This is a genomic window from Adlercreutzia equolifaciens DSM 19450, assembly GCF_000478885.1.
Taxonomy (GTDB): Bacteria; Actinomycetota; Coriobacteriia; order Coriobacteriales; family Eggerthellaceae; genus Adlercreutzia; species Adlercreutzia equolifaciens.
In genome coordinates this window covers 1,624,753-1,651,469 of record NC_022567.1, presented here as the reverse complement: position 1 = coordinate 1,651,469, position 26,717 = coordinate 1,624,753, and the positions used below count along the sequence as shown (strand labels likewise).

General features: G+C 63.3%; 1 protein-coding gene (running past both ends of the window). It reads left to right on the top strand.

Every position in this 26,717-nt window falls within one protein-coding gene, locus AEQU_RS06380, for a hypothetical protein (RefSeq protein WP_022740109.1), read on the top strand. The gene is 74,247 nt long; 2,686 of those nucleotides lie to the left of the window and 44,844 to its right, leaving coding positions 2,687-29,403 in view, spanning codon 896 (partial) through codon 9,801 (complete); the first codon wholly inside the window starts at position 3. Both codon boundaries (start and stop) fall beyond the window edges.

Below are 26,717 nucleotides of genomic sequence, written 5' to 3'. Positions count from 1 at the left end.
AGCTGAAGGACTACAACGAGCAGAAGGACGCCCAGGGCTTCTACGAGATGGGCACGCGCCTGACGCTGAACGTCCCCTACTTATATAAGAACGACGCCGGCGGCATGGATTCTACCTACAGCTACACCGATTGGCGCGGCAAGAAGAACGGCGACGGCACCTTCTCCGGTGGCACCTTCGTGACCGACGGCGACAAGGCGGGCACCCCGGCCAAGCCCGATGACTATCCGCTGTTCGCCATCAACTTCGGCAACAATACCCAGGCGGTGCTGAACAATTGGTCCATTTACCTGAAGGTTCCCAACACCAACGGCGAGAAGGAAATCTGCCTGGACGAGTATCTAACCCCCGGCCGCGAGAATGATCGGCCGGCAATCCTCAAGCGTCTGATCGAGGAGGCCGGCCCTGAGGCCAAGGAGAACCTCGAAGGTCTCGATTTGCGCGCGGGCCTCACCGGCCAGCTCGTCTTCGAGTGGCACGGTGCTCAGAAGAAGGGCAACCCCACCGGCTACACGATGGATATGCAGGTGTCCGGCCAGAATGCCTTCGCGCCGAACTGCACGGTGGCCATGCTCGGCAACATCCCCGAGAACGCCGGCGGCTCCATCACCTACGGCGGCACGGCCCACGTGTTCACCAATGCCCAGGCCGGTATGAACTTCTACTACTACCCGCTCGGCGGCATGGGTGCTACGCTGACGGCTCCCGAGGGGCAGTCCTACAACAACTCCGTCCGCAAGATCACCCTGCTGAAGACGAACCTCACCTGGGAGACGTCCTACGAGCCTTTGGCCGACATCAACTTCGGCACCAAGGACAACCCGCGCTACAAGGACAACAACGTTCTGTTCGATCGCTACAATTATATGGTGTACAAGGTGACCACCAAGAACACCTCCTCCGGCTCCGCCGAGATCGACTACCTGGAGTACTTCTTCACGGTGCACAACACCGAGGAGAACAACGCCCAGGGCATCACCAAGCAGGACCTCATGCAGTTCATGACCGATGGTGCCTCCATCTACACCAACCCTCTGTATCCTAAAAACGATCATACGACGTATCCCCTGGCCGACTACCTCACCTACGACGCCAACGGCGGCTCGGGCACCATGGGCCAGACCGTGGGCGCCAAGGGCGGCAAGGTCACGGTCTCCGAATGCGGTTTCGTGCAGAAGGGCAAGAAGTTTGCCGGGTGGAGCACCCAGCCCAACGGCGTCGGCAAGACGTTCAAACCAGGGGACGAGTTCCAGCTCACCGATGGCGACGACGTCCTCTACGCCCAGTGGGTCGATGGCACGGATACCTCGGGCTCCACGGGCAGCGCTGCGGCTCAGATCTCCTACGTGGGCGTTCCGAACCAGGGCGGCGTGCTCATTTACGACACGACCAACTGGCTGCCCAAAGACTACGAGGCGCTCGATATGCGCGACTTCAGCAACATCGACTCCATTATGGAGCGCGCCGACAACCGTCCCGTGATCTACGATGAGACCTACAAGGATGCAACGGGCTCGACGACCGAGGGCGGCTCTACGGAAGGCGGCTCCGAGAGCGGCTCCACGGGAAGCGGCTCCGGTTCGGAGTCGGGCAAGGTGCTCGACACCCGTACCATCCGCTACGACACCTCCAACGATGACAACTACAAAATCAAGTCCACTTACGACGAGGATACGGGCGCGCCGATCATTCATGCGGAGTCCATCCCGTACCAGACCAACAATCAGTCCGGCCGCGTGAACTTCACCGTCGCCGGCGAAGACGGCGGCCACTTGTACCCGAACAAGAAGATCGAAGGCGACGGCAACGGCGAGTACAGCTTCATCATCGCGGTGCCCTACACTACTAATATTAATGAGACGGTAGGCTTCAAGGGCAACGGCTACTACGTCGACCTCGATCCGCTGACCACCATCTTCTTCGGCAAGCTGGGCGTGGGCCGCGACTACTCGTGGTCGGACTCCGTCTCGAAGTTCTCCTATCCCTTCGGGCTTCCCCAGGCGTCCATGACCGGCGAGAAGATGGCCCTCGAGCAGTACCAGTACCAGATCGGCGCCAACGGGCGTCCCACCACGAACGTCATCAAGCGCACGACCCCGGTGCAGACCCAGAACACCAGCTTCAGCTACTTGGGCCAGATGGTCACCTACGAGATCGGCAACATGAAGACCGTGGGCAACATGCCCCTGTACGGCGAGGACTCCTCCTCCACGACGGCGGGCCCCATCATTGTGGACACGCTGCCGAACTACTTCCGCCTGTACAACTTGGAGTTCGTCATCGAGGACAAGGATCCTTTGCCCGAGGGCAACAAGAATGCGGCCCTCGACGAGTGGTTCGACACCGATCCGGGCGAGAAGCCGACCCAGAACCCTGACGGCTCGATGAAGATCAACTCCGACTTCCACGACGACCTGGATCCCAACAAGGACCGCTTCCCTGAGTACAGCGCCACCAGTTCCGTCGCGCAGTTCCAGATCATGACGCCGGCCAAGGGCGACGACGAGGATACCTACTACTGGATCAACCTCGGCGCGCCCCAGTACGTGCGCTCCGACGAGGTGAAGGCGGCCGACGGCACCGTTACCTCCTACAAGCACATCTACCGCTTGGGCGGCACCACGAAGGACACGAGCCTGGCATCGCTCATCGAGGCGCGTCACGGCAGCTCGCTGCCCGGCATCTCCCAGCCCCAGCTGCACGAGGATCAGACGATCTACAACTTCACCGGCAACATTCGCATGGTGATGAACACGCCGATTGACGAGAACAAGACCCTGCCGGTCACCGTGCGTGTCAACGGCACCATGACCATTCCTCTGGCCGACTACAAGAATGCCGCCCAGGTGGATTACGGCAAGCGCATGTGGAACTACGCCGCCAACAACTACGCCTCGTCGCTGGAGAGCTCCGAGCGCTCCGAGGCCGCCTTCAACTCGGCTGCGAGCCCCAACCCGAAGGTGAGCGCCACGGCCGTGGCCATGGCGGTGAACCTGTTCGATGCCACGACCGCCATCGGCAACGCCGCCACCGACCCGAACCGCCAGCCCATCCTGAACCGCTCGGGCGCCGGCTGGCGCTTCCAGCTGGACAACAGCGCCATCTCCGTCATGGAGCCGGCCACCTTCACCGTGGGCAACGCCTACGGCGCGGAGAACGCCGAGGGCTTCTCCACCCAGCGCATCGGCATCAGCCAGGATCTCATCGACAACTCCATCATCGATGGCATCACCATCAACTACCGCATGGGCACGCCCGGGACGCCCACGGCTCTGAAGACCGAGCAGGCGAAGTTTACGGGAGATGCGCTCAAGAACCTGCTTGAGAGCCATCAGGCCTACATTGTGGGCGGCCAGCGCGTGTGGCAGAAGGACCCGGCCACGGGCCTGTACCTTGATGCCAAGGGCAACGTCATCCCGAACCAGGAGGACAAGAGCACCTGGAAGAAGGACGGCATCGTCATCACGCCGAAGGACTGGCTGGACGCCGGCTACTTCGTCTCCATGACCATCTCCTTCGAGGAAGTGGGCGGCAAGGAGACGATTCCCGCCGGTTCCAAGATGTACGTGGAAGTGCAGGGCACCCCCGAGGAGCTGGACACCATGGAGATGTCCGGCACCTTCGGCACCGCCTACGAGAACTTCGCGGCGGCCCTTGCCGGCCGCAACGTGTCGGCCCGCGCCACGGCGTCGTTCACCTCCCGCAAGGCGCCCTACAAGCTGCAGGTGACCACCACCGGCATGCGCGAGAGCCAGGTGCCCGGCGACCCGAACGCCTTTGTGGCGAACCTGGAATACGCCCGCGACAACAACGGCAACATCTACTACACCGACGCTGCCGGCAATCGCGGCATCATCGAGAACGGCACCTTCAAGTACGGCATGACGGATAGCGTCGAGCGCCGCAAGGCCTTCAACGCCGCCACCATCTTCCCGCTGTACCGCGACAGCGAGGCCGTCGAGGGCGTGTTCGACGGCACGAACTTCCTTTATATGGACGCCAACGACGAGCAGCAGACCAAGGCCTTCGACGTGCGCGAGGTGGAAGGTGTCACGGCCACCCCGGCCTACCTGGATACCGAGGGCCATCGCGGCACCTTGTCCGGCACCACGTTCACCTACGAGGTGGATGTCACCAAGGAGATTCAGGAGGACTTCCTCTTCGAGGCGGCGACCGACCCCTATGTGAACGGCGTGCTGCTCTCCGCCAAGACGACCACCGACGGCGAGGGTAACACCTCCTATGTCTTCGATAACGACGGCCACATGATCTATGTGGACGGCTCGGGCAACGAGGGCTACGTGAACGGCAACGACTTCGTACTCGCCGACGGATCGACGCTGTCGGTGACCCATCAGCAGCGTACTGACGGCGCTGGCCACGACCTTTATATCGACCGCGAGGGCCACGAGGGCTACATCGCCGACGGCCTCTTCACCTACGAGTACAGCGAGGCCCTGGAAAGTGGCGGCTCGGTCACGAAGACCGGCACCAAGCACACCAGCTTCACCGCCACCGGCAACAAGGTCACCGTGGGCAGCGACACCTTCGACGAGTACACCAACTGGGAGGGCTCTGTCGGCTACGTCACCGACGACGGATGGTTCGTCTACTCGAAGACGGTGAAGGAAGAGCGCACGAAGACGGTGAGCAACGTCCTCACCTTGAAGCGCGACGCCCAGAAGCGCGTCCTCTACAGCGACGGCACCTACGAGGGCACCAAGGACGGCAACCAGTTCGTCTACTTCGAGCTGGTGGATAACACCACGACCAAGCCCGTCGAATCCTCGATGCAGCCGGTGGTGGAGAAGGACGACGCCGGCACCAACAAGCTCTTCGAGGGCTACATCGGCGACCCGGGCAGCGGCTGGCGCATCACCGTGGCCAACGACTCCTCCTTCGATATCGGGGATGCGGTCATCAAGGCCGGCGTGGTGCTGAAAGACTCCCAGGGAACCGGCAAGGCCGTGGACTCCACCGAGGAGTCCACGGAGATCTGGGTGCCGGAGTGCAACAACGCCACCGAGGGCCACAAGCACTCCGATGCGTGCCTGTGCACCAAGAACCACATCCACACCGCCTCCTGCGCCGGTGCGGTGAAGCAGACCACCAAGATCGACTACAAGAGCGGCACGCAGACCGACTTCGAGGCCTCGGCCATCGCGATCTCGCCGGCGCTGTGGATGGAAAGCGACGCCACGGTGTACGTGACCGATTCTTGTACGGCCAACCACAACCACACGAAGGACTGCCCGGGCGAAGGCCCCGATGGCAAGGCCGTGGCGACGACGGGCAAGGTGCGTAAGGGCGGCATCCCGTCCGATCTGCGCCTGAACGTGTTCACGACCACCAACAGCTCCAACGTGCAGGTGGAGAACGCCGCTGCTCCGGGCGGCACCGCCGTGGTCATCCCCGGCCTCGCCTTCCGCACGGCGCTCTCCCGGTTCGCGAACGAGAACCTCTACACCCAGGAGGAGCAGGACGCCTTCATGGCCTCCTCGTCCTACGACCCCAACGGCGGCCCGCTGCTCAGCCAGATGCTCGCCAAATATGCGGCCGTTCCGGCCAGCTACGGCATCACGGTGGAGCCCTACGGGCGCATCGTGGTGACGCTGGCCAACTGCCATGTGTGGAAGAACACCTACTACCTGCGCGGCGTGGAGCAGACCTTCACCGACTTCGGCAGCGGGCTCACGCTGGACGACGGCGGCTACCTGGACATCTTCGGCACCGTCACCAACAAGGACACCATGTGGCTCGGCGGCGTGTTCTCCACGAACTACGCGAACCCGAAGTGGAACAGCGCCGTCGACTCCCTGGGCGTGCTCAACGGCGCCCCGTACCCGGCCGACGGCACCCCCATCGTGAAGGCCTTCTCCGACATGCGCGGCGACACCGAGAAGGACAGCAACCTCGATTACCTGGCGAGCGGCGCCGGCTACTCCAGCCCGCTTCTGGGCTACCGCACCGGTATGCGCATCAAGTCGCAGACCGGTACCGACGCGCCGGTGTGGGCCACCGGCTCGAACAACGTGCCCGCCCGCAAGGCCTACTACGACTACGACGACACCGGATACCGCATCAATCTGGCCAACAACACGAAGTACGCCATCAATTTGGGCGCCTACTTCTCCGTGGACGCCATTCCGGTTGATGCGCTCGACGCCACGGGGTCGGATGCCTCGAAGGATACCGTGAAGAAACTGGTCGACTTCGAGACCCATCAGATCACCTTGTCAAGCGAGTTGTTCCGCGGCAAGGAGATGGCATCGAATGAGACGCAGGCCCACTATGCCGGCAAGATGATCGACGCGCGCCTGTGGTACTACGATCTCGCCGACACCGATAAGGCCACGCTCAAGTACATCGATTTGCACGAGTTGGTGGAGCACGCCTACCAGCAGCGCATCACGCTGACGACCGAGGGCATGAGCGGGTATAAGGGTTATACCGAAGGTAAGTTCTCATCTGCTTCCTCGGTGCCGCTGCCCACCTTCGACGGCAAGACCGATGATGACGGCAGGCCGGTCGTCACCGTTGACGGCCAGGGCAACTACGTGCTCGACTGGGGTCTGTGGGACAAGGGCTACCTGGTGAAAGTCGATCTTGATTACGGCTCCTTCAACAACTGGGTGAACGAGGACACCAACGCCTACATCGAGCTGCGCGGCAAGACCACCAGCATCGGTAACTTCCAGGTGAACACCACCTTCAAGACTAAGCAGGCCATCGAGGAGTGGACGCGCTCCTGGACGAGCGCCGGCCGCATCGCCTCCACGCTCGCCCCCATCCGCCCGACCATGAACATGGGCGCCTACGGTTACGAGGCCGACGTTGACTCTCCCGGTGAGGAGAACGCCGACGTCGTCGCCGGCAATGCCCACACCTACGGCGGCATCAACACGATGCACATGAACAAGACGACGCTCTACAACACGGGCACCTATCGCGAGCGCAACATCTTCAACGGGAACTACTACAAGCAGTACCCGATCACCTCCTCCGAGGTGCGCGACGACAAGCCGATCGCCTACCGCAACGAGGAGAACTCCGGCTACCGTGCCGTGGTCACCAACGATTCGGACCACGCCATGCGCCATGGCGCCAAGCTCACCATCGGCAATTTGACCCCGCGTTGGGACGACGCCGCCTGGACCTACGACGGTGACGGCCACAAGAAGGGGGAGAAGCCCGGCGAGGCCCTGGATAAGAACCTCGGCTACCACACGAGCTACCTCACACTTTCTGCTGGCCTCATCGAGAACTCGGAGATCGAGTCGGTGACCATCAAGTCGGTGCCGGCCTACACCAAGTACACCTCCGGCGGCCAGATGACCGCGTGGAACCATACGAACCCGAACTCCAACCCGCACCGCATTGTGAACGCCGGCACCATTGCCGACCCGAGCGGCAAGTCGGTCACCACCACGTGGACATGGGAGGAGATCCAAGATAAATGGATGGGCAAGGCCGCTGATGACAGCTGGGATGGCGAGAACATCAACATCCCGGCCGGCGACGGTTGGTTCGGCGGCGACGCCTACTGGTTCGAGGTGAAGTTCAAGAGGGTTGATTCGCACCTCACCGTGCAGGACAAGGCCTATGTGGACTTGTTCGGCTACGGCATCGACTCGCCGAACGTGAACAACGCTACCGACCCCTATTACGCCGAGTCCGACGACTACTACAAGTACGGTGACTCCTACAACGTCGTGCACGTGGGCCAGACCCACGGCTGGGGCTGCTGGGGCGGCGGTAACCCTGGTACCTCCACGAGTCGCATCGACCGCCAGTTCCTCGGCCGCTATGCCTATGTGGGCAACTACTACGTGTCTATCGATGCCGACTCCGAGCTGAAGGCCCTGTACCCGAACACTGCTTGGTCGACTCGCTACGGTATCGGTAACGGTGCCTCCTCCGGCACCAACTCCGACGGCGAGCGCACCTACGCTCAGGACCAGGCGAACCTGTATGCCATCGGCGGCCAGCCGAAGATCAACGTGCGCGCGTCCACCTACTTCCAGCCTGAGAAGGATTTGGAGACGGTCGTGAACACGCCGTCGCTCGACGCGCTTTCCGCTTCCACCTCGACGGCCACGACGGCCGGCCAGACCAAGGCCTGGTGGGGCGAGGAAGGCGCGGCCTACCGCTTCAATGTGTCCAACGGCGCACGCACCATGTTCGAGAGCGAGTTGCGCATCGGTACGACCGATGGCAAGTACTGGGTGGATGCGGCGAACGCCGGTGTGAAGTACGGCGCCTACACGCCCCAGGGCACGAGTGTGTCCTACCAGGTGGTGCCCGGCACCGATGACAAAGAGCTCTACCACAACATCATTCGCGGTTTCCAGACCAAGGCCATTGCCATCTCCAAGGCGTTGCTCAACGGAAGCGATATCGCCAGTGTGGAAATCACCTACTTCCCGAAGGTCGATCCTACCGTGGCATCGAACTTGCCGCTCTGGAGTGGTGTCGATAGCGCCGTAAGTCCCGTGACGGCGGTGAACACCACGGGAGCCACGCCGCATCTCATTCGCGCGACGCTTCCATTCAGCTACCTCAAGGGCCTTGTCGACAGCGACGGCGCCGCGGGCGACGACATGGACGACGCGAAGAAGACCCACGCCTACGACGACGAGGGCAACCTCATCATCCCCTGGGACGAGTGGGGCGAGGGCTACATCACCAACGTCGTGGTGAAGTTCAACAAGGTGAATCCCAACACCGGCTACGCCGCCGACGGCGCCACCGAGGACAACGCCGCCTATGTGGATCTGTGGGGCTACGCCGACAACGTGCGCGACATGCCGCTTTCCGCCTGGTTCGGCTGCACCTACGACTACGCCGGCTGGCACTACGACCGCGACGAGCCGTCGCGCCCCTACGGCACCAACATCGCCGGCTACGGCTGGGGCTCCTGGCCCAATGTGTGGGCGTACAACTCCCGCACCCCTTCGGCCTACGGCGAGGGCTACACGCGTGTGGGCGACTGGGTGCAGTTCATGACCGACCCCGGCTGGTCGGTGCGCAACTGGTGCGCCAACAACCCGTCGAACTACTCCTACATCACAAGCCACTGGAATGCCTATATGCCGCAGTTCAAGCGCTGCGTGGCCAGCTGGGAGAAATACTGGAAGGGCGCCAACGCCTTCCACAACGGATCAGCGACGGCCTGGATCATGGGTCGTCCCTTTGAGGTGAACGAGACCATCAAGGCTGAGACGTTCATGCGCTCCGACGATGTGACGAGCGAGTACGGCTACGACGACTACACCGACGGCACCGCTCAAGAGGCCTCCTTGTCCGGAGTGCTTAAGAAGAGCGGCACGACTACGGGTTACTACGAGGACGAGGGAAGCGGTTTCCGCTTTACGCTTTCGAACAACAATACCAAGGACGTGGCCGATACCGACACGACGCGCAACAACTTGCACAGCAAAGACGGCCACTTCACCATGAACAAGGGCTACTTCGCCACCAAGAAGATTGCCTACACCGACAACAAGGATGACGAAGAGGTGCTGGCGGGCAAGAAGGAGCGCGGATACGTAAACTTCACCACTAAGAAGGTGGCGTTCACCAAGCAGCTGCTCGACGTGGACACCTACGGCATCGTGCGCGTGAAGGACGTCACGTTAAGCTACGTGCCTTACAAGGTTGACGCCGACGGCAACACGCTTGCCGGCGTGGACGAATCCATTACGCTCGACGGCGCTGATCTCATCAAGCTGGCTACGGCGAAGACGACGGCCGAACTTCAGCGTGAGAAGAAGAATGCCGACGGCACGCCTGTTTTCGAGGCCGATGGTACGACCCCTGCAACCGAGCCTATCTTCGCGAACGTGGCCGGCGTGGCAAAAGCCGAGATGGTGACCGATGCTGAAGAGCTGAAGACGATGACGGCCAAGGTAACCGATGCCGACGGCACGGTGCTCGCGTACCGCCAGCCCGATGGGGACGTTATCATCAATCGCGAATTCTGGGGCGGCCACTACTTCCGCAACGTAGAGATGCACCTGCGCGACTTCAAGAGCCGTACGGCGTTCGAGGACGTTGACGAGACGGATTCCTCAAAGAAGAACTTGGACAATTACGACCGCGCTTATGTAGAGTTCTGGGGTGAGGGCACCTACCGCTGGGTTGGTTGGAACATGTATTCCACCCTGCGCACCGACTGGCTTACCCCGTGGTGGAACTACAACAACAAGAACAACACCAGTGCCGCCGGTAGTTACAGCGGTTATACCGACTATTCGACGCTCACGTTGCGCGATGACATGACCGATTACCAGTATCGGACCAACACGCTTACGCAGAATTACAAGTATTCGGCCGACTGGTACCGCTACAACTACTATACCAACGGGGGCACGCGCATCGATGCCTACACCATTGGCGCCTACAACACGTTCAGCTCCCAGCTGGGCGATGCCAACCATCCCGGCTGGTACACCTATTGGCGGCCGACAGGCGGCACCTATGTGAACGGCTTGTGGGTAAGCCCGGGCGGTTCCTATCAAACGCCTGCTCTGGCCAAGATGGAATCCATGAGCGGCTTGGCTCCGTACACCTATACGACATCGAGCCGTTTGAACATCGCGCTTCCGCCGGTGCGCCCGGTGACGGCCATGTACTCCTATAAGGACGCCGACACCGCCAATAAGGCCTTCGGCGACCTTAAGAAGTACGAGACGCCGCGGGCCGACTCATCTTCGGGCCACTATGGGTACTCCAACGGCAACCACTACGTGACGAGTTCGTACACCTTCGGCACCGAGCCGCGCGCCTACTGGCGCGACGAGGCCGTGGGCTACCGCGCCCTGTTCTCCAACAAGTCGCGCTATGCCATGACCCATGGCGCCAGGATCGCTTTGGGAAATATCACGCCCATCGCCCAAGAGGGCGCGCCCATGCTTTTGGAGAACGCGGGATTCCGTACCACGCGTCTCTCCCTGTCTCGGGAAATGTATGAGGCGGGTCTGCACGACGAGACCGATGCGAACGGTACGGTGACGAAGAACGTGAATGGGATCAAATCCATCACCTTCAACTGGTATGTGGCCAATGCCCGCGCCTTGACGCTCGTCGGCAGCACGCTCAATTCGATGAGTGCCTCGAAGCTCTATTCGACAACTTACACAGGAGATCAGGTGAAAGCCTGGTTCGAAGGCAAGCATCTGGCGGTTGTCTATGAGAAGAACGAGGATGGAACCAACAAGACCGACGAAAACGGCGATTTCATCCCGAAGCGCGATGCCGACGGCAACATCGTCTACGAGGAAAAGAAGAATGCGGGCGTCGAGCTTGATGCGGACGACGTGCTGCTCGATTCGACGCTGTGGGCCGGGGGAGACCTCGCCGGCGTCATCATCGAATACGACTGGTACCAAAACGACCTGACTCGCGAGCAGTCGAAAGATTCGACGTTGAAGGACTACAAGGCGATTACCGGCAATGAGGCCTATGTCGACTTCTTCGGCTACACTATCGACTCGCCCGATGCCAACAAAAAGCGCGAGCTCACCGATACGTGGTGCGTGAACCACGGTTGGGAGCAGGGCGATGGCGGCTCCGTCACCCAGTACTGGGATTGGTACTACGATCAGGTGCGTCTGTCCACCGAGTTCAAGACCACGTATGGGAATAAGAACTGGAACAACCTGTTCAAGGGCAGCGACAACGGCACGCACAACGGGTACCACGGCTCAACGAATGGCGGCTACGACGGCAAAGCTACCTACGACACGAACATCTACTCTGAGATGACGCGCACCACCGACTACGGCGATCTGTTCGCCCATATGCCGGCCTCCAGCCAGAAGGTGGCGGCGAAGTCCTACTTCGTGGACGCCGCTTCGCCGCTCGGCACGGTCGCTTCGCTTGCCGACACCACCACGGCGTGGCTGCGCTACTACGGCGCGGGGTGGCGCTTCACCTACACCAACTACGCCAACCCCACGACGGTGACCTCCAACAACTACGCCAACAGCGTGTGGAACAAAGACGCCAACGTCTACGACCGCGACTACGAGATGTTCGACAGCTACATCCAGGTGGGGGCGATGCCTGCCGATGCAGTGCCGGCGAATGAGGCCGGCGACTACGAGAACAATTTCCGCGGCTTCGACGCGAAATACATCAGCCTCTCGGCAGGCCTCATCGATGCGGTCACCTGGGATCCGGACACGTGGGACAACGCCACCTGGCATAAAGATGCCATGACCGGCAACGGGCTCGATGTCGCCAAGGTGAAGGGCAATGCCATCAAGACCATCCGCATCACCACTTACCCCTCCACCAAGAAGGGCAATACGGTCGTGCCCGTACCGACGCCGGTGACCCCGGACGAGGGCGACGGCTCCGGCGAGTCTGCTGCTGGAAGTGGCGAGGGATCCGGCACCGACGAGTCTGACTCAGGCACCGACGAGTCTGACTCAGGCACCAACGAGTCCGATTCGGGAGAAGAAGGCGGCGAGGGGAGTGACACGGGCTCTTCCTCCGATTCCTCCGCTTTCAAGGAGGGCACCGTCATCGATTCAAAGACGGGCGCCACGGTCACAACCGAGATGGAAGACGGTCAGCCCAAGGTAATCTACGTGTTCACCTTAGAGCAGCTCATCGCCGCTGGCGCCACCTACACCGCCGAGGGCAACCTGCAAATTCCCTCTACGGCATGGGGCGATGGCTACTTCCTCACCTTCCGCATGGATATGTACCACTTCAACAAGTCGGTCAAGGAAGCGAACAACGCGGTCATCGACGTGCTCGGACGCACGGATGTCTCCCAGCGCAACATCACGCTGGCCTCCACGTTCAACACCTGCTACGACACGAACCTGACCGACGGCAACAACCATCTGGCGAACGCCGTCCATGCCGGCACGTGGGACCATACCTCCGACACCTACGGCGACTGGACCGGCTACATCAACGGCGGCTCCATCCTGCAGGCCAAGACCGCCGATAAGAACGGGAACAACGCGCTTGCCTACAAGTACCTGAACGGAACGGCTCAGGCCCGCTCCAACGGCATGGACCGCACCGACGCTGCCATGCTCGTGTCGCAGGTCGATCCCGTGCAGCCGAAGATCGGCGCCGTCACCTTCCTGTACGCCGATGAGCCGGGCCAGCAGGTGGACGAAAAGAACTACAGCTTCAACAAGAACGCCTCCACGGGCGCCGTGTTGGACCATAATTCCAACAACCACGGCACCATGGAGACCCTCATGGGCACCATGAACTCCGGCTGGCGCTTCCCGCTCACGAACAACGCGAGCTACTCCATGGATTCGGCCCGCATCACCATCGGCGGCTACTACGGTACCATGTACGATGGCGACAAGGGCTCCACGGGCACCTATGTGGACGGCACCTACAACTACGACGGCGGCAAGCTCGCCAACGCCTCCACGGGCGCCATGAGCAACAAGGCCGCCATCTACGGCGAGCTGGTCGACGGCCAGTGGCGCGGCTTCGAGGTGAACACCGTCTACCTGAACGCTAACGCCATGAACGCCGTCCTCTCCGACGCCGTGGCGAAGAAGGCCGGCGGCTACGGCCTGGACGAGGACCGCTTCGGCTTCGAGCAGAAGGGCAACTACATTCATCCGACGGCCCAAGATGCCAGTGTGCTGACCGAGGACGAGGTGAAGGCGGCCCTGGAAGGCTACACGCTGGACGTGTACGCCATCGGCGCCGACGACACCACCTTCTCGCGCACCGAGACCGTGCGCCGCGTCCAGGGCAACGGCACCTACGCCAACGAGACCATCACCGTGGCCGATGTGCCCGCGAAGCCGATCCACGAGATGGGCGGCGCTCTCGACACGACCCCGGCCGACGAGGAGACCGGTGAGCAGGTGTACACCGACGCCGCGCGCAACGCCAAGTACCACGCCATCAACCTGGCCGACTACGTGACCACCGACGAGAATGGCAAGTGGGTCGTCTCCATCCCCGAGGCCGCCTGGTACGTGCACTCCGACAGCTGCCAGCATAAGGACGGCGTCGGCCACGATTCCAAGACTGACGTGGGCTGCGCCGACGATCTGTACGTCGTGCGCCTCGTGCTGCACCTGCCGCACTTTGCCTCCCAGGTGACCCAGACCGACCCGACCCAGAGCAACTGCGCCATGGTCGAGGTCTTCGGCGTGCCCACCCGTTCCACCACCATGGCCCTGAACGCCGAGTTCTCCACCGAGTACAAGACCGAGTCGTGGAACCGCAACACCGCGACGCGCACCATCGACGGCGACTTCGCGAAGATGATGCCGCTCACCGCCGAGCCGGAGCTGCAGACCTACTTCAACTGGACCGGCGGCAAGACGAACGAGGACAACTACGAGGTGGATGCGGCGACGCATCGCCCGAAGAGCGCGAACAAGGTCATCCACGAGACGCTGCCCCAGACGATCACCAACGTGCCCTACCGTTGGGGCGAGGGCAGCTTCGCCCAGTTCAACGAGGGCAAGCCGCTGACGAGCGGCCAGGTGCACGGCACCTCGGTGTTCAGCGACGACAACCCGCGCGAGGACGCCTGGTACGAGTACATCCTCACCAACAAGAGCAAGTCCACCGCCGAGAACAGCTACCTGGATCTGGCCATCAACGGCGTCTCCTACATGAAGACCTCCGTGGACGGCAACGGCGTGAGCAAGTACGATGCCAACGGCCTCATCAGCGAGGCCCGCGGCTTCATCGCCGATACGCTGCAGATCGACGGCTACTTCCGCTACAAGAACGGCGACAACCGCCGCGCGAAGCTGCCGGCCGACACCTCCGAGACGGACACCTCCTGGTACAACCGCGCCGGCAACATCGCGACGCTGTGGATCTACGACTGCGAGACGGCGGTGCCGCACACCCAGGAGACCTACACCAAGAACACCGCCGGCCAGGTGACCTCCACCACCTCCGTGGACGGCACGACGGGCGATGTGGTGACCGTGAACGCGAGCGGCGTGGAAACCGCCCGCAAGCACCCGGTGGCCACGGTGACGCTCGATTCCGCCACCATCGACAAGCTCGTGCGCAACGCCGACGGCGACATCGACTTCACGAGCCGCGCCGACTACTCCGTGGACGAGGCGACGCTCTCGCTCGATCTCACCCAGGCGGGTCTGGAGAAGCTCAAGACCGACGGCGGCAGCGTGGAGCTGCGCCAGGACGCCAGCGGCAACTTCGACTACAAGGCCGTGAGCAACATCCGCCTCGTGTACGCCACCATGTCCGCCGAGCTGTACGAGACCTATCCCGACGACGGCCTGGATACCGCCAAGCGCGGCACGAACACCTCGCTTGTGGCCCGCATCTACGGCGACGTGCGCACCCACGGCACGCCGTCCACCGCCACGGGCGCGGAGATCAACAATAACTACAACCACCGTATGTCCTCGACGATGTACTACTTCCCGCTGTCGAGCTTCTACGGCAACATCGACCGCTCCTCCACCAAGACGCTCTACATCGACCAGTACGCCGGCGCCTCCGAGGCCACGGCGTTCAAGGGCGGCGACTCCCGTCCGGGCGGCGCGGTTTCGTCCTCCACGCCGGAGTACGTGACCGGCGGCTACACCAACTCGTCCACCAACGGCACGCTGGGTTCGGGCAACTCCGCCACCGTGACCGTGGCCAACAAGGCCGACAACACCGGCTACGTCTTCACCCTGCGCAACGCCAGCCGCGCCCGCTCCGATAAGGCGACGCTCTCCATGCGCATCGAGAGCGTTTCCATGAAGGCGAAGAGCATGCTGGAGCCCGGCTATCCCGAGGCCAACAATGGGAACTCCGCCGATCTGGACACCAACAACTTCTACGGCTACCGCGGCGTGGTGCGCGGCTTCAAGACGAAGACGTTGGAAGTGGGCACGGCGCTGAAGACCATGGGCGCCCTGTCCTCGGTGAACTTCACCTTCTACCAGCCCAATGGCGAGAAGTGCATCATCAAGGTGCCGGCCGACTCCTCCATCTGGGGCGCCGCTGGCGCGAAGACGACCCTGAACTTCCACGATCTGTGGAACGCGGCGGGAGACGTGACCCTGAACAAGATCCCCTCGGGCTCCGGCGCCCCCCAGACCGTGTCCTTCGTGGGCCTGGTGAAAACGCAGAACGGCACGACGCCGGCCAACTCGCCGGCCAGCGGCTACAACGCCGAGACCACGGTGCCCACCATCGCCGGCACCAACACGGCCTACACGACGGCGAACTTCACCGGCACCATTTATAAGAACACGACGAAGTACACCATCGACGACTGCTACCTGTACCAGGTCGACTTCGAGTACGACTCGCTCGAGCCCTCGTGGCGCGCGGGCGACTACGCGTGGGATACCGACGGCGACGCCAACAACTACACCGGTTGGCGCGGCGACTCCCTCGTGCCGGTGACGAGCGCGAACAACAGCAAGGCCGATGCCGCCGACGCTGCCGGCGAGCTCACGGTCACCGCCACGGGCAAGGCCGACTGGTACAACGGCGTGGGCAACACCGCCTCCTTCGGCAACAGCTGGTCGACGTCTGGGCTGTTCGTCAACGGCACGGACAAGACCCTCACCCCCTGCGTGAACGGTTACCGCACCTTCTCCTACTGGTCCAGCAGCACTGCCGTCTACAACTGGTACTACCCGCACAACCAGACCCTGCACGCCCGCCTGTTCCTGAAGCAGAAGGGCAAGCTGGACACCCGCGGCACCCGCACGGCCGACTGGCAGGACAACTCCGCCATCAACGACAGCACGGCGGATGAGGTCCAGCAGTCCTCGAAGAAGTTCCGCTACGACACGGTGCGCAAGTGCGCCGCCCTTTCCGTGGCGCGCCCGTACCTGGAGGCCCACTCCTACGTGCGCTACGGCGACGTGAACAACTACACCGGGGCCACGGTCTCCGATTCCACGAGCTACGCCTCCGACGGCAACCGCACCGAGGTGACGGTGCCCTACGCCAAGACGTTCAACTACTGGGTGAACCTGAAGAACGAGGCCGCCGTCTCGAAGCTGGACGACACCGATGTGAACATCACGTTCCCCATCCAGTTCGAAAGCGTGCGCGCCACCAAGGCCGCCGTCACAGGCGAGGGCTCCGGCAACGGGTACGTGGGCGAGTACACGGGCTTCCATCCCATCGACTACTCCATCTCCAACAACTACCTGCGCTGCTTCCCCGACGAGAAGATCGGCAAGATCCGCATCTTCGGCTACGACCCGAAGCAGACAAGCGATCTGCGCAAGCTCTCGTCCGACCCCAAGTGGGCGACGAAGAAGGTCGTGCTGTGGCCGTACTACGTCGATGTGCCCGTCACGACGGGCGAGGGTGACGACGCCGTCACCACGACGGTCAAGCGCCTCGCCGGCTTCGAGCTGGAGTACACCACCGGCGTGCAGACCAACGGCAAGGTGCTGCAGGCCCGCGGCCGCACCACGGCGGACTTCGCCGCCGTTTCCAAGGCCGAGCTTCAGGCCCACGGCTTCACCGTGACCGATGACGGCCGCGTGCGCATCCCGCTGCAGGGCGGCGTGCATGCCGGCAACTTCTACATGACCGAGCAGCAGCTGCACGACTTGGGCATCGAGGTGCCCACGCTGTTCCAGCTGTACTCCTGGAAGGACATGGCCGAGGACATGGCCAAGAGCGTGGACGGCTCCGCCGGCTCCATCGACAAGCAGTCCGTCCAGATGCGCGGCTACACCGACAGCAACTTCGAAACCCAGCGCACTATAAACGTACAGACATATAATCATTTAGACTGCTTCCGCGAGCTGCCGCTCGACCTGCCCACGTTCACGGGCACCAACGCCGGCAACAACGACAAGCCGCTGAATGCCACGGCGGACAACTACATCACGAGCCGCATCGACCGCTCGCTCATCTTCGTGTCGAAGATGTACTACGACGCCGTGGCGCGCTCCGCCTACGCCGACGTGGATTCCGGTGAGGCCGTGGAGGACAAGAACGACGACAACGCCAACAAGCCACTGGCCGAGCAGGTCGTGGGCACCCGTTTCGAGATCGACGAGGACCCGCTGACCGAGGGCACCACGTTCTACCGCTTCGACGAGAGCCTCGTGAGCGACGGCTACGTGACCATCGCCGAGGGGGACTTGGGCAACTACGTCGCGCCCGAGCCCGTCGAGGGCGAGGAGGCGCCCGCCGCGCCCGAGGTGTACATCAAGTCCGCCGACGGCAAGACGGCCAAGGTGACCATCGTCGCCGTCGGGGAGGGCTTCGGCTACCGCACCGAGACCATGGACGCGGATGCGACGCCCCTCGATTGCGCCGGTGTCACCTTCTACCGCTTCGACGAGGCGCTCGAGAGCGACGGCTACGTGGAAGTGGCCGCCGGCAGCGAGCTGCTCGTGCAGAACGGCACCGGCGGGGGAGTGGACGCTCCCACGCAGCTCTACGTTTACACCGACATCCCCGAGACGAAAGACGAGAACGGCGCGGTCGTTCCGGCCCACGAGGGCTACGTGACCGCCTATGTGTACGAGCGCCAGGCCGAGGGCGAGGAGGCGACCACCGAGGCGCGCTACTACGTCGGCGGCGCGGTGTTCTCCTCCGCCACGGCCGACGAGAAGGCCACGGCCAAGTGGCGCCTGCGCGATGCCGACTACGACATCGACATCCGCTTCGCCGCTTCCAACGACACCTACGTGCCCATCGACAGCTCCGACGACACGAGCAAGATCACGCTGTACCTTGAGAAGACCAACGAGGCCGGCGAGCCGGAGGTGGACGCCAACGGCAAGACGATCTACGAAGAGGTGGCCGACAAGGACGCGGCCCTCTCCTCCGGCAAGCAGCTCTACAAGTTGGTGGCCGGCGTTCCGAAGGGCTTCGTCATCAGCTGCGAGGTCGTCAAGGAGGCGGCCGACGGCGTGCGCGCCCAGGTGCGCGTGACGGTGTCCAGCGGCCAGGAAGTGGTCGTGGACCAGGTGGCCGAGCTGGTGGGCTCCGACTTCCTGGGCCTCGAGCCCGCGCTGCGCGAGCTGTTCTACCACATCGCCGAAACGGAGTACGTCTTTAGCGAGACGGTGGAGAAGGACAAGGTCATCGCCATCGAGCGCTTGACCGAGCCGGTGCTGGAAGACGGCAAGCCCAAGCCGGGCACCGATGAGGGCGGCAATGCCACCGACGGCTACGGCACGGTGAAGGTCACCGTTTCCAAGGGCGCCGACCTGTTCAAGGACTACCGCCCCGTCACCTCCACCGAGGGCGAGACCACGACCACGACCTATCTGACCGAGGCCGAGGCGCGCGCCAAGCTCGCCACCGACGGCTTCGAGGTCGCCGAGTCGATTCACGCTTACGACGATGCGGTGCCCGCGGGCAGCATCATCGATCTGGCGATCGTGAAGGACGCCTGGACGGAGCCGGCGGTAGAGGGCGTCTACGCCCGTCCGCAGTACGACCCGAGCTACGTGTACGCGGAGGGCGAGGAGCGCGTCGAGGTTCCCACCGATCCCGATCTTTTGTGGTCGGTGAAGCCGAAGGACGCCGTGGAGCATCCCGCCACGGTGCAGCTCACCGTCTCCGACGGCCTGCATCCCTCCAAGATCGAGGCCGCCGAGCTGGCCCAGGACTACCGCATGATGACTCTGGACGCGGCCAAGCTGAAGCTCGCCGCCGCCGGTTTCGGCCTGGAGGACGAAGAGGTCGACATCATCCACGAGCGCAACAACGACATCGAGGCCGGTCTTGTCATCCGCGTCGAGCGCAAGGGCGAGTGGGACGGCCCGGCCGTGCCCCCGACGGTCACCGAGCCTGACGAGGGCGAGGGCGCCGAGGACGGAGACGAGACGGTCGCCGAGCCCGCGACGTTCGTGCCGGTGAAGATCTACGTCTCCGACGGCCCCACCGAGCAGTACCAGCGCGCCCAGCTGTTCGACAGCTGCGTGAACAAGGAAGTCGACGAGGTGCGCGCGCTGCTCACCGCCGCCGGCTACACGGTGGACGAGGGCGTCGACATGCAGCCGAGCGAGTCGGTGACCTACAACCACGTGATCTGCGTGGGCCTCGTGCGGGAGACCGAGGTCAACGGCGAGAAGGTGGAGGAGATTGTCACGGGCGACGACGTGCCCGTGGACATCAAGCGCGTGCGCCTCACCGTGTCCTCGGGCCCGGAGACGTCGGGGGATTCCTCGACGCCGGTGTCCATCACCCGCCAGAAGCTCGGCCCCAGCTGGTCGGTGCTCGACCCGGCGAGCGGCGTGAGCGACGCGAAGCTCATCAACGGCACCTATCCCACCTGGTACGGCCAGCCCAAGAAGATCGACAACGCGAAGTACCTGACGGGCGACGCCCAGACGACCCGCTTCACGAACTACTCTACCGGCTCCAACGACGGCCACCACTACGGGCACTCCGGGTGCTGGGGCTCGTCGGTGGACGAGACCTCGGGTGACTTGGCCATCGGCTACAAGTCCCAGGGCTCCTTCCTCGTGGACTTCCGCCAGGTGGACACGACGCCCCAGACGAACCTGGGCAACATCACCTACCACCCGAACTGGCATTCGGGCTACGACCCGAACCCGGCCCGCGCGGGCGTAAGCTCGGTGGCGCCCGAGACCACCTTCTTCATGGAGCAGGGCAACTCGAACTTCTATCCCACCCGCTGCCAGGGCTGCTACAGCAACTGGTCCTACTACGACAAGAACTCCCGCTGGGTGTACGGCTCCGGCTTCGTCGACGACGGCACCTACCGCGACGTGGCGGGCAACATCGACGACCAGTACCACTACCACAGCGGCTCCAACTACTACGGCAACCACTTCTGCTACGACTGGGCCAACGGCAACCCGCGCTTCAACACCGTGGGCTCCTACACCTACAACACCGGCGCCCATCTGGAGATGGTGCAGGATATCTCCGGTGAGGGCTTCGACGCCTACTACGTCAAGATCAAGCAGCAGGCCCTGTCCTACCTGGACAAGGTGACCGTCAAGTTCAGCGACGGCCAGCAGATGGTCATCGACGGCAACACCATCCGCGCGCAGTACTACGACTCGCTCAACAAGAGCAACAACGGCGGCGTGCCCACCTCCGTGCAGCTGGACAACCAGGGCAACTACTTCTTCCGCCTGAACCTCATGAAGGTGGTGGACGCGAGCGGCAACCCGGTCGATCTGGCCGCGAACCCGAAGGCGGCCTACGCCAAGCACGTGCCGAGCTTCGGCAAAGAGGACGTCTATGCCTATCGCGACACCTTCAACGACTACGCCGACGGCGTGCCCACCTTCCGCGTGACCCAGATCGTCTACGACGTGACCATCAACCAGGGCACGCTGGACTCGGCCGGCTACCCGAAGGTGCCCGACTACGGCCAGTGGTTCGCCGACAGCCTCGGCGCAAGCTCGGCCGAGTGGTCGAAGAACATGTCCTTCGAGGTGACGGGCCGCTTCATCCGCACCGATCAGGCCACGTCCGCCACGGCGGCCAACACGGTGACCTCCACCACCACGATGAACATGACCATCGGCGGCGAGTACTCCGGTGAGAAGTACGTGCACGCCGCGGCCCAGCGCTACGACTCGCCGAACCAGCGCGCCGTGTACAACGGAAACGAGCACGACGGTGCCACGAGCGAGACGCTGACCTCCCGCGCCAACAACTCGAGCTGGCGGGGCAACGCGCGCAACATCTACCGCGACATCGCCACCACCTTCAGCAACATGGGGGCCACGGGCGCCGAGTCGCTGAACTTCTACTACGACGAGTACGGTCGCGGCTCCTGGTCCTACAAGAACTTCCACCGCTCCGGCCAGTGCTGCCACGACGGCTGGTGCTCCTACCACGGCTGCTACCACCACCACTACCACTTCTACCAGTTCGACGAGGGCAAGATGCGCCATCTGCGCACGTCCTCGCGCATGATCGCCTACGAGAGCCGCAACTTCGTGCAGAAGTCCGTGAACCGCGATGCGGGCTCCATCGGCTGGGCCGGTAACACCAACGTGTCGGACAACCATTCCGACCAGCGCATCTTCGCGGACGACGAGGGCTACTTCATGTCGCTGTACCGCTGGGAGCCGGGCGGCAACGACACCAACTACGGCGACCACGACTACAAGCCCTGGGGCACCAATATCTCGGCGGCCGACAACATCCGCATCAACGACTCGCTGCCGACGATCTACCCCGATCAGGATCTGGAGTACTACGGCTACCTCGGCATGGGCCTGAAGTTCTTCCGCACCTCCAAGAACGGCACGGCCACGGCCGACAGCTCCATCGCCTCCATGACGGCGTCGAACGTGTGGGCACACCTGAACCCGGTGACCAACTACGCCCGCGCCGAGCGCGCCGACAACTTCGACAAGGTGTTCATCACCCTGCGCACCACGGCGTGGGACAAGGTGACCGACGGCTCCTACACGCCGCCGAAGACCCAGGCCGAGTCTTTGGCCTCCACCGACAACGGCTGGCGCAAGCGGGCGGGGAGCACCTACGAGTTCACCACCTCCGATGGGGCCAAGGTCACCCATACGGTGAACCGCACCATCCGCATCCGCGAGTACAATATGTACCTCGTGAACGCCGACGGCACCGAGACCATGATCGATGAGGATCTGAATCCCATCACCGGGGCCAACGCCGGCAAGCACGAGGAAGTGGACGAGCCGGCGTCCCCCGGTCTCACCTACCTGTTCACCAAGGGTCTGAACAAGGACGGCGACGCGCTCATCTACTTCAAGCGCCCGAGCGACTACACGCCCGATTTCATGGACGCCATCAACTGGTCGAGCGCGCCGGAGTACAGCTACGAGAAGAAGCCGAAGGACGCCGCGGGCAAGGTGGTCGCCTCCAAGATCACCAAGACCGGCGACTTCACCGACCACCAGCCGCTCACCATCAACCTGCCCGACGGCGAGTTCGTGACGAGCTACACGCTGGATCTCGGCCCCTACGGCGGCGATGCCGACGCCACCGCCGAGACGGCGCGCGCCTACGACGGCGACCGCGGCAGCGGGCAGACGACCTCCGACTACGAGGTGCTGGGACGCCCCTACATCTACAAGGGCCAGAACAACAAGCTCTACGCCGCCGGCACCACGGCTCAGGAGACCCGTTTCCAGAACTACATCGACAACGCCATCTCCACGGCCCATGTGGACTACAACCGCTACTACGCGCCCACGACCTTCCTTACCAGCGCGGAGAAGCAGCTGTACTCCTACAACAACTGGTCCATCGTGAACAGCTACGAGCGTCAGTTCGGCTACCCGGGCAACGGCTACCGCTGGGTGCCGCGCAACAGCGCCTACGACACCGCCTGGATGGTGGGCTACAAGGTGCGCTACGGCTATGCCGCCGGCATCCAGACCGAGAACAACGGCACGCTGACGGACAACGCCGAGAACTACTACGAGAACAACTCCTCGGCCCATGGGGTCATCAAGGATCGCGCCCAGGATCAGGTGGTCACGCGCACCACGTCCTACGGCTACAACGCGGGCTACGAGAACATCACGCCCCAGGGCGCTTGGGCCAACAACGGCACCTACGATGTCACGCGCTACACGGATTACTGGGGAAATACCACCACGGCCAATGTCATCCGTTGGAACACCGACACCAAGCGCATCTACGACTACGGCGATAAGCGCACCCTTTCCTGGGTCGACGGCAAGCAGCAGATCGACGATACGAGCGACAACCTGACGCCCACCAAGGCCACCTTCGAGGTGCGCTTCCAGAACCAGTTCGACGGCACGGTGGGCAACGACGTCAACAACAACCGCGCCGCGCACCTGACGCGCATCAGCCTGAAGAGCACCTTCGACGAGAACCTCGCGACGAACAAGAAGGCCTTCCGCCTGCAGAACGTCTACGTGCCGGCCTATCTGGTGCGCAACGGCGAGAATGCCAAGACCGACCACGTGTACTGCGACGACCACGCGAACGGCACGTGCATCAGCTACCAGTACACGCCCTTTGTGAAGATCGGCGACGAGTACATCAAGTACACCGGTCCCCGCGCGCTCGATGGCGACAACAAGATCGTCACCAAGCCCGGCAGCGTCCAAACGATCACCGGCGAGCTGAAGACCGAGGGCGACAAGGTCACCGACACCCGCGAGTGCTCGTCGGTCACCGACGCACGCCAGATCTACCTCACCATTACGGGCGACGTGTACACTAAGGACGACAACGCCTACATCGAGGCCACCGCTTGCGGCGGCCAGGAGAATAAGGACTGCTCCTGCGTCGAGTGCGACGGCGGTTGGTTCAACGCCACGAACTTCCGCTTCAAGTACATGGATGCCGACGGCGCCGAGCAGGAAGTCAACGTCACCTTCGACGAGCTTAAGGCCGCTGGCCGCGTGAGCGGCCCGTGGAAGATCGACGAGGGCGAGGCCGCTTCCGGCCCCTCCGGCACCGCTCGCATCGTCTACGACGAGAACGGCAACCCGACTTACGATGCCGACGGCGACTACGTCATCGACTTCGAGAGCTTCTTCCGCGCCTATGTGGCGTCGAGCGCCGACGACGAGTCTGGCGAAGGCGCCGATGCGGCTTCCGCGGGGAATGCCGATGGCAAAAACATTATATCTTATAGCACTTATAACGGCGTGTCCGCGACCAACACCATCGCTGGCTTCTCGGGCGACGCGAAGATGGACCAGACCTACGCCAAGGCCCTGTTCACCGAGCTGGAGATCACCTTCGAGGCGCCCAACGCCAACCGCCGTTTCGCGAACACGTCGCTCGACGCCGGCCAGTGGCTCACCCGTCAGAGCCAGTACAACGTGGGCACCACCCAGGCGACCTCTGCGCAGTCGAACACCATGGTGAACTACGCCTTCAAGTACGATGGCATCTATGTCGATCGTCCCGTGGAGCTGTTCACCTCGGCTCGCGCCGCCACCAACACGCTCACCCACGACAACGTGCTCACCGGTGAGGGCGTCGACGATGCCGCCAAGACCAACGCCGGCAACTTCGACTACGACTCCACGCCCACCTTCGGCAAGCAGGCGAGCGCTTACGCGGGCACCGATTCCCGCCATAAGCTGACGGTCGATCTGAAGGCGAAAGACCCCAACACCGAGGGCCTGGCCGCGCTTGTGGACGACGAGGCCGCCTACCGCGTGTCCCACAAGCTGGGCACCATGGACGTCTCCTACGTCCGCGGCCGCAAGATTGACGCGGCTATCGGTTACGGCACCAACGGTGCCACGGCCGTGAGCAAGGACACCGTCTTCGCCTACGACGCCGACGACCGCTCGATGACCAACATCTTCAGCTACGAGCCCACCAACACCGCCAACGACGTGCCCGACGGCGCGCTGTACGCCGGCGACTACCTGGAGTACACGCTGTATCTGGGCGCTAATTTGCAGTCGGTGCTGCCCTTGCAGCACATGGACGCCCGCTTCACCGTGGGCCGCGGCCAGCGCATCGTCGGCTGGGAGGTGGTCACCGACCGCATCCCCACCGAAACCGGGCTTTCCGCGAACAAGGTGCAGCTGAACACCGTGGGCGCCAACGAGCGCATCGGCGTCACCGAGGCGCATCCGGCCGACGCGCCGCGCGTGAACACGAGCGAGCCGCCGAAGACGGACGACGTGAGGTTCTACGACGCCGATGCGAAGGCCGCCCGCGTGACGGCCACGCTCCTCGGCGACCCGAAGACGGTCACCGGCGAGGGCGGCACCGTCACCACGCTGGACAACGTCACCATGCTCATGGCGCCGGCCTCCACCGATCTCACCAAGATCGCCCACGATACGGCAGCCACGGTCACCGCGGCCGAGGGCGCCGAGACGGCGCTCGTCGATGCGGCCGCCGGCGAGTACAATGCCAGCAACCGCGCGCTCGTGTTCTCCGTGGGCTCTAAGACCCAGCAGGCCCTGCGCGGCGAGGGCGTCTACATCCGCGTCATCACCCAGATGACCGACGAGCTGGAAGCGGATGCCGAGGCCTACAACGAGAAGAACAACGACGCCTTCACGAACGACGCCGACCGTCCGAGCTACTCGGCCGATCAGGTGCAGGCGGTCTACACCGTGACGGCCGCCCCGCGCCACGGCTATGCCCAGTACAAGGTGGAGCAGTCCGACTCCAACGGCGACCGCGTCTACAAGTCCATGGACGACGAGGCGCTCGACACGGTGGACTACAGCCATCCGGTGAAGACGATCGCCAACCTGGACAACCGTCTGCAGTACGGCGGCTCCATCGAATCGAAGGTGCGCTTCTACAACCACAGCGACTCCGGCGACGGCAAGGGATCCGGCGTCCACGCCGTGGTGAGCGACAAGTCCTTCACAGCGACGACCGACGCTGCTGGCCATGCCGTCAACCTCATGACGGCCACGGGCGCCAACCGCGACCGCTTCGGCCAGGTGACCTCCATCCTGAACGATCGCTACAACTGGGCGGCCTCCGGCGAGACCAAGACCGACAACTCCCGCCGCGTGACGCGCGTGGGCGACAACCACAAGAACGACGTCACCATCAATGCCAGCTACGTGAAACGCTCCACCACGCGCAACACCACGGCCAACCAGGACGGCAACCCGCTGCGCCTCACGGTGGCCGGTCTGTACAACACCACGTTCCACACGAACGACATCCGCGTGACGGTGAACTTCACCGACAAGTTCAACACCGCCGCCCAGGCGCCTGTGGGCAACCGCATCTTCGAGGTGTACGGCCACAACATCGACTACCCGGCCGATATGCCGGCCAACACCACGAGCGGCGTTAAGACCACCGAC